11 protein-coding genes and 3 pseudogenes are annotated in these 12607 nt (G+C 71.0%); 8 read left to right on the top strand and 6 right to left on the bottom strand.

Annotation, left to right across the window (positions count from 1 at the left end):
- Nucleotides 1-205: 205 nt before the first annotated feature.
- Nucleotides 206-1187, top strand: a pseudogene (locus ACZ56B_RS31905) (phosphotransferase family protein).
- 48 nt (nucleotides 1188-1235) lie between these two features.
- Here ACZ56B_RS31905 and ACZ56B_RS31900 read toward each other — a convergent pair.
- From ACZ56B_RS31900 to ACZ56B_RS31880, 5 genes and pseudogenes are all read right to left on the bottom strand, one after another.
- A pseudogene (locus tag ACZ56B_RS31900) lies at nucleotides 1236-1471 on the bottom strand (IS256 family transposase); the annotation flags it as partial.
- Between the two features lie 167 nt (nucleotides 1472-1638).
- Nucleotides 1639-1842: pseudogene (locus tag ACZ56B_RS31895) on the bottom strand (ATP-dependent DNA ligase); the annotation flags it as partial.
- Nucleotides 1843-1846: 4 nt separating this feature from the next.
- Entirely contained in the window at nucleotides 1847-2032 is a 186-nt protein-coding gene (locus ACZ56B_RS31890; protein WP_468798281.1) for a hypothetical protein, read from the bottom strand.
- Between the two features lie 97 nt (nucleotides 2033-2129).
- Nucleotides 2130-4586 (bottom strand): ABC transporter permease, encoded by a 2457-nt coding sequence (locus ACZ56B_RS31885; protein ID WP_468798278.1) that lies wholly within the window; start codon nucleotides 4584-4586, stop codon nucleotides 2130-2132.
- A complete protein-coding gene (locus tag ACZ56B_RS31880; protein ID WP_468798290.1) occupies nucleotides 4580-5317 on the bottom strand; it encodes an ABC transporter ATP-binding protein in 738 nt (245 codons plus the stop codon). The genes ACZ56B_RS31885 and ACZ56B_RS31880 overlap by 7 nt, the downstream gene beginning before the upstream one ends.
- A 199-nt stretch (nucleotides 5318-5516) precedes the next feature.
- On the opposite strand from ACZ56B_RS31880, the gene ACZ56B_RS31875 reads away from it, so the two are divergent.
- From ACZ56B_RS31875 to ACZ56B_RS31860, 4 genes are all read left to right on the top strand, one after another.
- The gene (locus tag ACZ56B_RS31875) at nucleotides 5517-6788 is read left to right on the top strand and encodes a sensor histidine kinase (RefSeq protein ID WP_468798287.1); all 1272 of its coding nucleotides are present in this window, start codon (nucleotides 5517-5519) and stop codon (nucleotides 6786-6788) included.
- Nucleotides 6752-7420 carry a response regulator transcription factor gene (locus ACZ56B_RS31870; RefSeq protein WP_468798275.1) on the top strand — a complete coding sequence of 223 codons (669 nt, stop codon included), beginning with the start codon at nucleotides 6752-6754 and terminating at the stop codon, nucleotides 7418-7420. The genes ACZ56B_RS31875 and ACZ56B_RS31870 overlap by 37 nt, the downstream gene beginning before the upstream one ends.
- A 67-nt stretch (nucleotides 7421-7487) precedes the next feature.
- Nucleotides 7488-7715, top strand: coding sequence for a hypothetical protein (locus ACZ56B_RS31865; RefSeq protein ID WP_468798272.1), 228 nt, complete (start codon nucleotides 7488-7490; stop codon nucleotides 7713-7715).
- A gap of 776 nt (nucleotides 7716-8491) precedes the next feature.
- Complete coding sequence (locus ACZ56B_RS31860) at nucleotides 8492-8875, top strand: contact-dependent growth inhibition system immunity protein (protein ID WP_468798269.1); 384 nt, start codon at nucleotides 8492-8494, stop codon at nucleotides 8873-8875.
- A gap of 43 nt (nucleotides 8876-8918) precedes the next feature.
- Here ACZ56B_RS31860 and ACZ56B_RS31855 read toward each other — a convergent pair whose 3' ends face one another.
- A complete protein-coding gene (locus ACZ56B_RS31855) occupies nucleotides 8919-9812 on the bottom strand; it encodes an IS5 family transposase (RefSeq protein ID WP_468798284.1) in 894 nt (297 codons plus the stop codon).
- A 449-nt stretch (nucleotides 9813-10261) separates the two neighbouring features.
- Between ACZ56B_RS31855 and ACZ56B_RS31850 the strand changes: the two genes are divergently transcribed.
- The 3 genes from ACZ56B_RS31850 to ACZ56B_RS31840 are packed head-to-tail and all read left to right on the top strand — an operon-like array spanning nucleotide 10262 to nucleotide 12320.
- Complete coding sequence (locus ACZ56B_RS31850) at nucleotides 10262-10579, top strand: hypothetical protein (protein ID WP_468798266.1); 318 nt, start codon at nucleotides 10262-10264, stop codon at nucleotides 10577-10579.
- Nucleotides 10576-11940 (top strand): hypothetical protein, encoded by a 1365-nt coding sequence (locus ACZ56B_RS31845; protein ID WP_468798263.1) that lies wholly within the window; start codon nucleotides 10576-10578, stop codon nucleotides 11938-11940. Before ACZ56B_RS31850 ends, ACZ56B_RS31845 begins: the two co-directional genes overlap by 4 nt.
- The gene (locus ACZ56B_RS31840; protein ID WP_468798260.1) at nucleotides 11940-12320 is read left to right on the top strand and encodes a hypothetical protein; all 381 of its coding nucleotides are present in this window, start codon (nucleotides 11940-11942) and stop codon (nucleotides 12318-12320) included. The genes ACZ56B_RS31845 and ACZ56B_RS31840 overlap by 1 nt, the downstream gene beginning before the upstream one ends.
- Nucleotides 12321-12607: the final 287 nt, after the last annotated feature.

The following is a 12607-nucleotide window of genomic DNA, read 5'->3' as shown; positions in this document are numbered from 1 at the left end:
CCCCCCCCCCCCCCCCCCCCCCCCCCCCCCCCCCCCCCCCCCCCCCCCCCCCCCCCCCCCCCCCCCCCCCCCCCCCCCCCCCCCCCCCCCGCCGCCGGTTATGGGCCGGAGGCCACTGGGTGGGTGGGAGTCGGAGTAATTGTCAAGAGTTGTGGGTGGGGGCCAAGTGCGTCCGTCGATGAGAGAGGATCGATAGCCTGCTTCCATGGTTGCGGACGAGGGGGCCGAGCACATCGGTACCAATCCTGAGGACCAGGGTTGGAGTGCGACGCGGGCCTGGGTGGAGAAGGGGCTGTCCGAGGCAGAACGTATCGAGGATGTCGCGCGGTTGCGTGGCGGCTGGACGTCGGCGATGCGCCGTCTGGACATCTGCGGGCGGGGTGGTCGGCGGTCGCTGGTCCTGCGGTCTTTCGTCGAGCCCTTCTACGTTCGCCACGCGGAGGGCCTGCTGACTCGCGAGGCAGCCGTTTGCGCCTGCTCGGCGGCACGGATGTGCCTGCGGCCAGGCTGGTGGCCGTGGACGCCACAGCGCAGTACTGCGACTATCCGTCCTTGCTGATGTCCCTGCTGCCCGGGACCGTGCGCCTGGGCGATGCGGGGGCCGGCCGGCGTGCCGAACTGCTGGCCCGCCAGTTGCTGCGCATCCACCGGCTGCCGGTGACCGCCGAGGCACGGCCGCGCGCGTATCAGGCGTGGACCTCTCCCGAGCGGGTGAGCCCGCCCGAAGACACCGATCGGCCCGAGCTGTGGCAACGGGCCGTGGACGTGATCCGCCGCGAGCCCCCGGAGTACCGGGCCTGCTTCCTGCACCGGGACTTCCATCCCGGCAATGTCCTCTTCACGGGCGACGGCGGCGGTCTGCGAATCAGCGGCGTCGTCGACTGGGTGGAGACCTCCTGGGGGCCGGCCGACCTGGACGTGGCCCACTGCTCGACGGCCCTGGCTCTGCTGCACGGGGTTTCCGCGGGCATGGACTTCGCCGACCGCTACGTTGCGGCGGGAGGGACGCTGGCCGAAGATCGCGCCGCCCACCTTTACTGGCGTCTGCTGGACGCCTTGGCCTTTGCTCCGGACGCCGAGAAGGTCGCCGTCCCGTGGCGTGAGGTGGGCCGTGTTGATCTGCCCCCACCCTGCTGGCCAGGCGGCTGGAGGGGTACCTCCAGGCCCTTTTCGCGCGCTACGCCTGAAGCCGGACCGGCGGCCTGTGAGCAAGGGGGCCCTGGCTGGCGGGCCTGTCATGCTGCGAGTTGTTCGGGGCGTTCGACGAGTTGGCCGCGTTCGAGGCGGGCCCCGGCGCGGACGAGGGTGACGAGGGGGGTGCGTTCACGGCCCGCCACCGCTGCTGGGCGGACTCGACGAGTTTGAAGACCATGGCCAGGGCGGCGGTGCGGGAGCCGGCGCCGCGGATGACCTTGGTCCGCAGCCGGACGGTGGCGAAGGTCGATTCGATGGGGCTCGTGGTCCGCAGGTGGTTGGACCACCCTGTGGTGCTGGTGCCGGACAGGCGCAGCAGGGCGAACGCGACGAAGTGGGTCGGCCACTCCTCAGCGGCCCGGGCCGCGGCCGCACCGCGCCGCGCCGCTGAAGCCGGGCTTGCAACCGCTCAAAGGCGAGCCGGCCGGACTCCCAGAGGATCAGCTCACCGTCTGGGGCTGCCACGTCGGGAAACTGCGCGGCTGCGGCGACGATCTCAGGAAACACGGGTGCCAGCTGAGGGTCGTTCCTGGACCGTAGTACGACTCGGCCCGAGTCGACGGACAGCCCCGCGCGGAAGCCGTCCCACTTGACCTCCGCCGCGTGCCCGGCGGGCAGGTCAGGGCTGTCCACGGCCGTGGTGAGCATCGGCTCAGGCAAGATCCGCGTCGTCACGGTGCAGGCGTTCCCCGCGGTCGGCCAGGTCGGTGTCCGCCAACGCGGTGCCCACCTCGTTGTCATCGCTGACGACACCGTCCTGGTCGTCGTCGGGGTGGAGGTTCAGGAAGAGACGCAGCCGTACCCAGGCTCGCCGGGCTTGGACCGGGAGGTCAGCCATGGTGTCGGCACGCCTCAGCAGCTACGCCTGCTGGTGGGGGCGGGGGCCCGGTTACTGGGGCACGGCGGTATCCGGGCAGGCAGGCGCCGGTCGGAGGTTACTCGCGTACGCCCGCCAGCTCCACCGCCCTTCGGCGCAGGGAGAGGCCGGCCGGAGCGGCCGCTGAGATCACGGCGAGCACCGCGCAGGCACCCAGGGCCGCCACGAGCGTCGTCCACGGGATTTCGATGGACGTCCACACCGAGAGCAGGCCCAGCGCGCTCCACATGCCCACCAGGTTGAGGCCGGCGACCAGCGCTCCCAGCAGCCCGCCGACCGTGACCACCATCAGCGCCTCGGCGCCCACCAGCCGCAGCACCTGCCATCTGGTGGCGCCGGCCAGCCGCAGCACGGCAAGCTCGCGGACCCGGTCGGAGGTCGCCATGACCATCGTGTTGGCCAGCGAGATGCCGGTGTAGAGGAGGGCGATCCCGAGGACCAGGAGGAACCCCATCCGGGTCGTCCGGTCGGTCTCGGGGTGTGTCGCGCGCACCCAGGCGTCCCGGGTGAGGACCTTCCCGCCCGACGCGCGCACCGTCTGACGCAGACCGGCGGCCACGGTGCCCGCGTCGGCACCGTCCGCGAGGCGTACGTCGACCCGGTCGACGGGCGCCGCGGGGGCGTTGCGCGGGGTGACGTAGACGCCGTTGTTGCCGGTGCCGGTGGTCATAACCGCGGCGATCTTCAGGGACCTCCTCGTGCCGTCACCGAGCCACACGTCCACCCGCTCGCCCACGGTGTGCTTCTCCCACTCCTCGTTGACGATGATCGAGTCGTCGTCCAGATCGCCCACCTTCCCCGCGGCGAGCGGGAGACGGGCCGTTGCCGCGAGCGGTTCCGGCTCGACGGCCCTGGCATCGGACCTGATGAGCGCCACGCCGTCCTCCAGGACGTACACGGCGCTCGACGAGCTCGCCGAGACCTCGGCGCCGGACACGGCCCGAAGCCGCTGCAGCGTCGCCTCCTCGAAGCCGGCGTCGCCCGCCGGAGTGACCACGAAGTCGGCGGCCGTCTGCTCGCGCACCTCGGTGGCCCTCGCCTCGTTGAGGGTGGCGGTGGCACCGAGCAGCGAGCCCGCCAGCGCCACCGTGACCAGCACGGGCGCCGCGACGGCGGCGGTGCGGCGGACCCCGGTGGCGGCGTTCTCCCGCACCAGCATCCCGCCGGCGCCTGGCCGTTGGGCCGGCAGCCAGGCGATCAGCCGGGCCAGTGGCCGCACCAGCACCGGCGCGAGCAGCGCGACCGCGGTGATCAGCAGCATCGGCCGGCTCACATAGGTCTTGCGCTGCAGCAGGTCGCCCGGGTTCGTCACCAGGGCCAGGATCAGCGTCACCGCGGCGGTGATCAGCAGGGCCGCACCGAACAGCCAGCGGCCCCAGGTCATCGGCCGAGTGTCGACGGACGCCTCGCGCAGTGCCTCGGTGGGCCCGGTGCGCCCGGCCCGCCAGGACGCGGCCAGCACCCCGCACAGGGCCACAAACAGGCCCGTCCAGAACGCCATGTGATAGGGCCGGGTGTAGTCGCCGATGGTGAACCAGCGGGGCGCAAGGCTCTCGTCGACCGCCCACTCGGCGAGTTTCGGGGCCCCGTAGGAACCGAGCACACAACCGGCGGCCGAGGCGAGCACACCGACCACGAGCGCCTCGTAGACGACCATGCGGCGGATCTGCCCCGGGGTCGCCCCGGCGGTGCGCAGCAACCCGAACTCGCGGCGCCGCTGGGCCACCGCGAACGCGAAGGTCGAGGCCACCACGAACACCGAGACGAAGGCGGTGACGCCGCCGGCCGTGCCGAACATGGCGTTCATCGCGGTAAGGGCCTCGCTGTCCCGGTCGGGGTCGGCGTCGGCGTACCGGCGCGCGTCCCCGGTGAGGACCTGAACGCCCTCGCTGCCGCGCACCGCCTCGCGCACGGCCGCCGCATCCGCGTCGACCACGAGCTGGAGACTGCGCGGCGACAGTTCGGCGGCGCGGGCGTCGGTGTAGAACACGGCGTTCTCGAAGCCGAGCCCGCCCACGGTGCCGACGACGCGCACGGTGCCGCCGTCGGTCCGCACCCGGGTGCCCGGACGGGCCCAGTCACCGCTGACGACGACCTCGTCCGCGGCGTGGGGCGCGCGTCCCGCGTCGAGGTGGTACGGCGCGAAGGCCGCCGTGGACCAGGGGTGTCCCACCAGATCGGCGGGGCCGCCCTCGGCCCGCACGGCGAACGACCGGTCCTCGACGACGGTCCCGAGGTTCCGCAGCTTCGCGATCGCGTCGGCGGGCACGGCACGCGGCTGCGCGAGCTTCTGGGTGCGGTCGCCGATCGAGGTGGGCACCTCGAGGGTGTCCTGGCCCTTGACGACGACCGGCGCGGCGGCGAACCGCTCCGGCCCCCGGTCGGGAGCGTCCAGTGAGGACGCCAGGGCCAGCCCCATCACGGCGATCAGCGCGACGCCCAGGGAGAGGGCGACGAAACTGCCGACGAAGGTGACCCAGCGGGTGCGCAGGGTGCGCAGCGTGGTGCTCAGCACGGCGTCGCCTCGAGCTTGGTCATGCGCGCCGCGATGTCCTCGGCCAAGGCGCCGATCAGCTCACCGTTGACCCGGCCGTCGACGAGGAAGACGACGCGGTCGGCGTAGGAGGCTGCGACGGGGTCGTGGCTGACCATGATGATCGTCTGGCCGTCCCGGTCGACCATGCCGCGCAGCAGGGCCAGCACCTCGCGGCTGGTCTGCGAGTCGAGCGCGCCGGTCGGCTCGTCGCCGAACAGCACTTCGGGGCGGGTGATCAGGGCGCGCGCCAGGGCAACCCGCTGCTGCTGGCCGCCGGACATCTCCGTCGGGCGGTGCTGCGCCCGGTCGCCGAGTCCGACCTGTTCGAGCACCTCGCGCACCTGGGTCTTCCTCGGGCGGCGGCCGGCCAGCCGCAGCGGCAGGGCCACGTTCTGCTCGGCGGTCAGCGAGGGCAGCAGGTTGAACGCCTGGAACACGAAGCCGATGCGCTCGCGGCGCAGCAGGGTCAGCTTGGTCTCGCTCAGCCCGGTCAGCTCGGTGTCGCCGACGGTGACCGAGCCGGACGTGGGCCGGTCCAGGCCCGCGGCGCACCGCAGCAGGGTCGACTTGCCGGACCCGGACGGGCCCATCACGGCGGTGAAGGTCCCCCTCGGGAAGGCGAGCGACACCTCGTCGAGGGCGGTGACGGACGTACCGCTCGAGCCGTACCGCCGGGTCACGGAGCGCAACCGGATCGCGTCGTTGCTCATATGTTCCCCCACCAGTACCTGCTCCTTGGCTCGTTGGTGCCTCCACGAAACCGCGGAAGCCCCGCGTGACGCAGTACGGCGCGAACGAGACTTGGGGTAGTGCCAGGCCTACCCCTGATACGCACCCTGGACCGATGGCACCGGACCGGTGGGGCCACTTACGGTCATGCACATGCACTCTCGGAACGTGTGGCAGGCCATGTCCCGGCCGGGCTTCCTGCTGTCGGCCTGGCCCTGGCGCGCCGCCGCGTATCTGCTCACCGGCGCGATGACCGGCGCCACCGCCCTGGTGGGGATCGTGACGGTAGCGGCGATCTGCGGTGCACTCGCCATCGTCTTGGTGGGGCTGCCGCTGCTCGTCCTGGTCGCTCTCAGCGGGATCCCATTGGCCGGGGTGGAGCGGCGCAGGCTGCGCCTGATCGACCGCAACCCGGTGTCCGGCCGGCACCAGGTGCCGGCCGTGCCGGGACTGTGGGCCTGGCTGACCACCCGGCTGTGCGAACAGGCGACCTGGCGGGAGCTCGGGTACGCGTTGTTGTTCGCCGGGCTGCTGTGGCCGGTCGATGCCCTGGCGATCACGGTCGCCCTGCTCTTCCCGCTGTCCATGGTCTCCACTCCGCTGCTGATGGCCACGGTCGGCGACGGCCATGAAGCGAAGGTGCTTAAGCAGTGGACGGTCACCACCTGGCCGACCGCCTTCGGCGTCGCCGTGCTGGGCCTGCTCCTGATGGTCCCGTGTGCTTACGCGCTCGGCGTCACAGCGGGCGCCCGCGCCGAGCTGGCCCGGCTGCTGATCGCCTCCCGCGAGGGCGAGCTCGGCGCCAAGGTGGTCGAACTGGCCCGCTCCCGCGTCCGGTTGGTCGAGGCCTTCGAGGCCGAGCGGCGCCGTATCGAGCGCGATCTGCACGACGGCGCCCAACAGCGCCTTGTAGCCCTGACGATGGCCCTCGGGCTGGCCCGCCTCGACGCCCCGCCCGGCCCGCTCGCCGACCAGCTCACCAAGGCCCACGAGGAGGCGGGCAAGGCGCTCGCGGAGCTGCGCGAGCTCATCCACGGCATTCACCCCAAGGTCCTCACGGACTACGGCCTTCAAGCCGCGGTCGCCGACGCCGCGGACCGCTGTGTGCTCCCCGTCGACGTCGACCTCGAACTGCCGGGCCGGCCAACCCAGGCGGTCGAGTCCGCGGCGTATTTCGTGGTTTGCGAGGCACTGGCCAACGTCACCAAACACAGCGGGGCCGACCGCGCGCAGGTGAGCGGCGAGCATCGCGACGGACGCCTGTTCCTCGAGGTGCGCGACGACGGCTGCGGCGGCGCGGACGCCTCGGCGGGCAGTGGCCTCACCGGTCTCGCGGACCGGGTGTCTGTCCTGGATGGCAGACTTGCCCTGACCAGTCCGCCGGGTGGACCGACTCTGTTGCGTGTGGAGTTTCCTTGCGAGTTGACCAAGGCGGCCGATCGCTCCGCGTAGCGCTGGCCGAAGACAGCGTGCTGCTGCGGGAAGGGCTCATCGGCCTGCTCAGCCGCTGCGGCCACGAGGTGGTGTCGGCCGTCGGGGACGCGCCGGCACTGGTCGCCGCGGTCGAGGAGCATGCCCCCGACATCGTGGTGACGGACGTACGCATGCCGCCCGGTTTCCAGGACGAGGGCCTGCACGCGGCAGTGCGGCTGCGCGCGAAGCGCCCCACACTGCCGGTCCTGGTCCTCAGCCAGTACGTACAACGGACATACGCCGCAGAACTCCTGGACTCCGGCGACGGATCGGGCGTCGGCTACCTGCTCAAGGACCGAGTCGGCCATGTCGAGGAATTCGTGGAAGCACTGCACAAGGTGGCGGACGGCAAAACGGTGGTCGACCCCGAGGTCGTGCGCCAGTTGCTGCGCCGCCGCCGCGATCCGCTGCAGCGGCTCACTCCGCGCGAACGCGAGGTGCTTGCACTGATCGCCGAAGGCAAGTCCAACGGCGCGATCGCCAAGGAACTGGTGGTCTCCGAAGCCGCGATCAGCAAGCACATCGGCAACATCCTCACCAAACTGGACCTGCCTCCGACGGCCAGGACCCACCGCAGGGTCCTGGCCGTCCTCGCTTACCTGCGGGCCTGAGGGCACGCCTGGGTGGATTTCGACGAACCGGGCCCACGGCCCGGCTGCGACCGTCAGGACGGGCCGGGTGACCACCGGCACCGCAGACCTCTGGTGCCCTTACGGCCGCGCCCGCGCCACCAGTGACCGCACCGGTTCCGGCACCTTCCACTGGAACTGGGGCCAGAACGCCGGACCCGGCCCCGAGGCCCTCGGTGACCTGACCGGCCGCTCGACGGACCGGTGGGTGGGTCAGCAGCGGACGTGGGTGGGTGAGCTGCTGGTGTTCGCGCAGGGCCCGGTGTGGAAGGTTTGACCGGCGGATGTGGACGGCTGGCTGGCTGGAGTCCGGGAGCGTGACACGGGGGGCAGATGGCGCAGCGGTGTACCGGTTCTATGTCATCGTCGAGGCCCGGCACGAGCGGTTGGTTGAAAAAAGACAAGTCGGCCGGTGCTGCGGCCGATCGATGAGTTCAACCGACGCCTGGCTCAGGAGGGGTGCGCACCCTGCCCTCGGCGCGGGAGGTGGAGACTCTGTTCCAGCCATGGCGGGCTTCGCTGCCGCGCACGCCGGGTCGGGGCTTTCTGGTAGCCGCGCGGGATTACATAGCGGCGTAGTCGCGGTGGCGGGTGTGCATGCGGATCAACGAGGTGGTCCGTCTTGGAGCAGAGGACTGGTATCCCTAGGTGGGGACGCGCGGGGGTGCTGCATGTGCGATGCGGTAAGGGTGCCAGGGGCAGCAGGCCCGGACAGCGGCTGGTACCGGTGATCGACGAGGTGGACCGGCTGATGGCCTGGTAGCTGGCTGAGGCACGACCGCAGTTCGGCGACGGACCGACCGGCGGGCGGGCGGTACTGCTGCCGAGCCAGTGACACGCGCCCAGCGGCGGATGGTGTGCGGCGTGCTCCAGGCGCGCTCCGCAGCAGCGCCAAGTGCCGACCCTGCTGCGCCTCCTCGGCCTTCCCGAGGACAGGCGAGGGAACGCGATCCCCAGGACGTCGATCTCCAACCCGGCGAGAATCTCGCGCTCGATGGCCTCTGAGACCGCGTTTGAGATCTGACATGGGACGATCGGTCGGTGACTCGACTCGTGAACCGTGACCTCTCCCTTGAGGAACTTGAGCGCGACCGCTGGGCGGCCCCGTCGGGCGGCGAAACCCGGCTGATGGCGACGGCGCGTGAGCTTCGGCGCAAGCCGATCGGCAGCCTGACGGTCGAGGACATGCGGTTGCTGATCAGGCAGGACGTGGGCCTTGCCCATCTCCTGCCGCTGGCGGTGGAGGTCCTCCGGGCTAACCCCCTGGCGGAAGGCGACATGTATGAGGGCGATCTGCTGGCTGCCGTGCTCACCAGGAGTGCGGTGGTCTGGAGCGAGTTCCCCGAACTCGGGCGGGAGGTCCGCCTGATCGTCTCGGAGTTGACCGACGTGCCGCCTGCCCTGAAGCGTGAGGTCAAGGGGTTCTTGGCTCAGTAGCTCACCGACAGCAGCTGCCGTCGGTGAGGGGCCGGCGGGTTGTCTACGAGGATTGCCGCACGAGCGGTCGTGGCCCGGGGCGCGTCGCAGCACGTCCCCGGGTGAGCCGGCGGACCATGATGCCGATCATGGCCCATCGAATCATCGTCTCCGAGTGGGCCGGGCTGGTCTCGTAGTCCCGGGCAAGGCGCCGGTGGGCGGTGAGCCACGAGAAGGTGCGCTCTACCGCCCACCGCTTGGGCTGGACCTGGAAGCCCTGCTGACCAGGATCCTTCCGAACGATCTCCAGGTCACGGCCGAGGATGTGAGCGGTCCACTCAACGAGGCGGCCGGCGAAGCCCTGGTCGGCCCAGACCTTCTGGGCCCCAGGGTGGTCCAGGCGAGCCCACAGCAACGGTCGCTTCGCGCCGTCGCGGTCCTGCACGCTCGCCGCAACGACGTGGACGGCCAGGAGCAGGCCGAGCGTGTCGGTGACGATGAACCGCTTGCGGCCCTTCACCTTCTTGCCCGCGTCGAAGCCCCTGGTGGCCGCCGGGACGGTGTCGGCGGTGCGGACGGACTGCGAGTCGATCAGGCTCGCGCTTGGCTCGACGTCGCGGCCGTCGGCTTCACGGACCTGGCCGCGCAGGGCGTCATGGATGCGCTCGACGGTGCCGTCGTCGTGCCACCAGGTGAAGTACCAGTACACCGTCGGCCAGGGCGCGAAGTCCTTCGGCAGCTGTCGCCAGGCGCACCCGGTCCGCACCACGTAAAAGATCGCATCGACGATTCGCCGCCGCGGATGCTTCTCCCGCCGCCCACCCTTCGGCCCCACCCGTGCCGGCGGGAGCAACGGCTCCACCAGCGCCCATTGCTCATCCGTCAGGTCCGACGGATACCCACCCCCAACACCGCTCACGGCGAGCTCAACGAACGCCTCAGCAACGGGACACGGCAGATCTCAAACACGGTCTGAGAACCTGAGCCCAGCCAAACACGGCCCGCGCCATCGCCCGTAATACCGACAGCAAGGAGGACTTGGTTCTCCTCCTTGACGCCCTCGGCATGCCCGGTGGCGGCGACACCCTCACCATCTCGTCGACCTCGGCTACCTCACCGCCGAAGCGGCGTCTACCGCCGCGCGGGCAAGACGCCCACGTTCCGCATCTCGGTGAGCTGACCGGCGCAGGTTCTCCCGCTTCTCCTTCAGAAACGTTCCGGCTCACGCAGCGTGAATAAGCATGACGGGACCCGGGCGGAACTGGAGGAGACGGGGTGTCCTTCGAGTAGGAATGGGCGCAGCTGAAAGCCGATGCGCTGGCGCGGCAGGCCGAGGGCGGCACGCGGCTCAACCAGCTGTCGGCGGACTCCGGCAAGGGCGCGTCGGCCGCCTCGGGCAAGGACCTGGTGGCAAAGACGGACTCCATCAACGGGAACGCCAACCTGCTGGTGGAGATCGCCGGGCTTCTCCACGAGGGCCGCCCGGACGCCGAGCTGACCACCCTGGCACGGAAACCCAGGGCCCATGGGGACGTAGCACGTCAGGTGGAACGCTTCGCCGAGTTCGCGGGTGACCAGTTCCCGGACACCATGGCCCTGTTCGCAGCGCTGTCGACCCGCCTGCGGACGGTCGGCGGGAACTTCGCCGAGATCAAGGACGAGACCGCCCGCCGGTTCCTGGAGGCCGTGCTTGACGGCCGTTACGTCTCGCCGGGAACGCGATGAGCGACGGACGCAGCTACCGCAAGGACGTCGAGTTCCTGGAGAACTGCAACCCGCCGCTGGTGGAGCGCAACGCGGACGAAACGGCTGTCGCTCCTGCGGCGGAGCGGGCAGAGAAGCACACCGAGTGGCGCAGCAAGGGCAGCGCGCACTACACGGCCAGGCTCACCGAGGGCCGCCGTCTGGTCGACGAGCTCGCCGAAGCCTACGGGCACGCCGCGGGCGCGCTGCGTCGCTACGCGGAGGCGCTGACGCTGGCGAAGGCGCACTACTCCAATGGCCTGGTCAACGAGCAGGCGCTCGCGGACCTGATCCGCACCAAGGGCACCGCGATCACCCGTACGGCTCAGGAGGCCGAGCCGATGCGGCAGTGGGAGGACATGCGCGCCGCCACCGGCGTCCTGGACTTCTTCGCGGAGCTGACCATGGACGTCGACGACATCCGGGACGAGGCCGACCGGCTGCACGACGCGGCGGGCGGCGACTTCGACCTGGCGCGGACCACGGAGAAGGAGGCCCGCGGCCTCTGCGTCCACGAGCTCAGGCAGGCGTACGACCTGGTGCCGGACTTCCAGGTCTTCCTCACCGAGCGGGTGGACGTCGCCGTCGCCATGCCCGACCTGCGGCGCGAGACGGCCGAGGCGAGCGGTAACCCGGCGACCCGGTTGCCGGGCAGCGGCCCCCGGCAGGACTACTACCCCACGGTCGGGGACGAGCCGGTCTCCCCGACGCTCCGGAGCATCCGGATGCAGCTCGCTTCACTGCCGGGCGCGACGGACAGCTACTGGATTCCGCCTTCCGGTGACCAGGAGAAGACCGAGTGGACCCGGGCCAACAAGGACATCATCAAGGCCGCCGCGCAGAACTCCGGGCTGCCGCCGTCGATGGTGGCGGGTATCGCCTGGAAGGAGATCGCCGGCCAGCCCGGCCCATTCGACGACATCACCGACACCATCCGGGAACAGGCAAACTCCCCGTTGAGCCCCATTGCGCCGGACAACCTGCCCTCACGGCTGGGTGGCGACCCCGACGAGACGTCCTTCGGGCCGATCGCCATCGAGGTACGGCGGGGTGCCGAAGTGCTCGGTTACGACCCGGAGAACCTCACCGACCAACAGCGAGCCATGGTGGAGGAATCGCTCCAGGACCCGGGACAGAACATCTTCATCGCCGCCGAGTACCTGGCCCAGCTCAAGGCGGAGAGCGACTTTGCCGACGTACCCCCGGAAGGAATGACGGTGGAGCAGCAGCAGGAGCTTGCCGCGCGGTACAACGGAGGGCCGTACTGGGAGAGTGACCAGGCGCAACGCTACGGCCGCGACTTCACCCACCACTTGGACCAGGCAAGGAAAGCGATCCGCTGATGCAGTCCTCGAACCCCCCGCACACCGGCGACGGGCAGAAGACCGGTCACTCCCGTCACCCGGCAGACGACCGCCCGCACCACCCCGACGACGACCGCCGCCTGCTCCGCGTGATCCTCGCCGTTCCGCTGGTGCTGTTGACCCTGGCGGCGGCGTTCTTCCTCTGGCTGGCGCTCAACACCCGCCCGGACGGCGACTGGGACCAGGCCGCGTACGGCGGGATCGAGCTGGCCTGCGCCCTGGCCGTCGTTCTGGCCGGCGCGGTGGGAGCCCTGTGGCTGGCGCCCTCGGTGCGGCGGGTGATGCGATGGCCGTGGGCGGCACCGGCCGTGACGCTGGGGGTGGCGGCGGCGGTGCGGTGGGTGTCCAGCGGGGCATGAGCGCCCGGCCGGTCCAGGCGCTGCGGTCCTGACACCGTGTGGGGCTCGTTTGTTCATCGCTGCAAGTGAGGGCGCATCTCGGGCGCCTTCAGGGGCGGTTGGGATCATGCACGAGTGATCGTGCCGTTGCTGCACAAGATGACCCGGAAGCTGCTGTCCGTCCCGATGGTGCTCCTGCGCCGCGACACGGCCAAGGACGCCGAGCTGCTCGTGCTGCGGCACGAGAACGCGGTGCTGCGCCGGCAGCTCAAGGGGCCAGTGCGCTACGAGCCCGCGGACCGGTTCTG

It is taken from the genome of Streptomyces sp. NPDC034670 (genome assembly GCF_055574875.1).
Note: the sequence above shows the minus strand (reverse complement) of the source record. Positions and strands in the feature narration are given on the sequence as shown.

What these genes read in the sequence shown, in the direction of transcription:
- ACZ56B_RS31890 (WP_468798281.1), bottom strand. Translation starts at nt 2,032, where the DNA reads ATGGCTGACCTCCCGGTCCAAGCCCGGCGAGCCTGGGTACGGCTGCGT.
- ACZ56B_RS31880 (WP_468798290.1), bottom strand. Translation starts at nt 5,317, where the DNA reads ATGAGCAACGACGCGATCCGGTTGCGCTCCGTGACCCGGCGGTACGGC.
- ACZ56B_RS31875 (WP_468798287.1), top strand. Translation starts at nt 5,517, where the DNA reads ATGTCCCGGCCGGGCTTCCTGCTGTCGGCCTGGCCCTGGCGCGCCGCC.
- ACZ56B_RS31845 (WP_468798263.1), top strand. Translation starts at nt 10,576, where the DNA reads ATGAGCGACGGACGCAGCTACCGCAAGGACGTCGAGTTCCTGGAGAAC.
- ACZ56B_RS31840 (WP_468798260.1), top strand. Translation starts at nt 11,940, where the DNA reads ATGCAGTCCTCGAACCCCCCGCACACCGGCGACGGGCAGAAGACCGGT.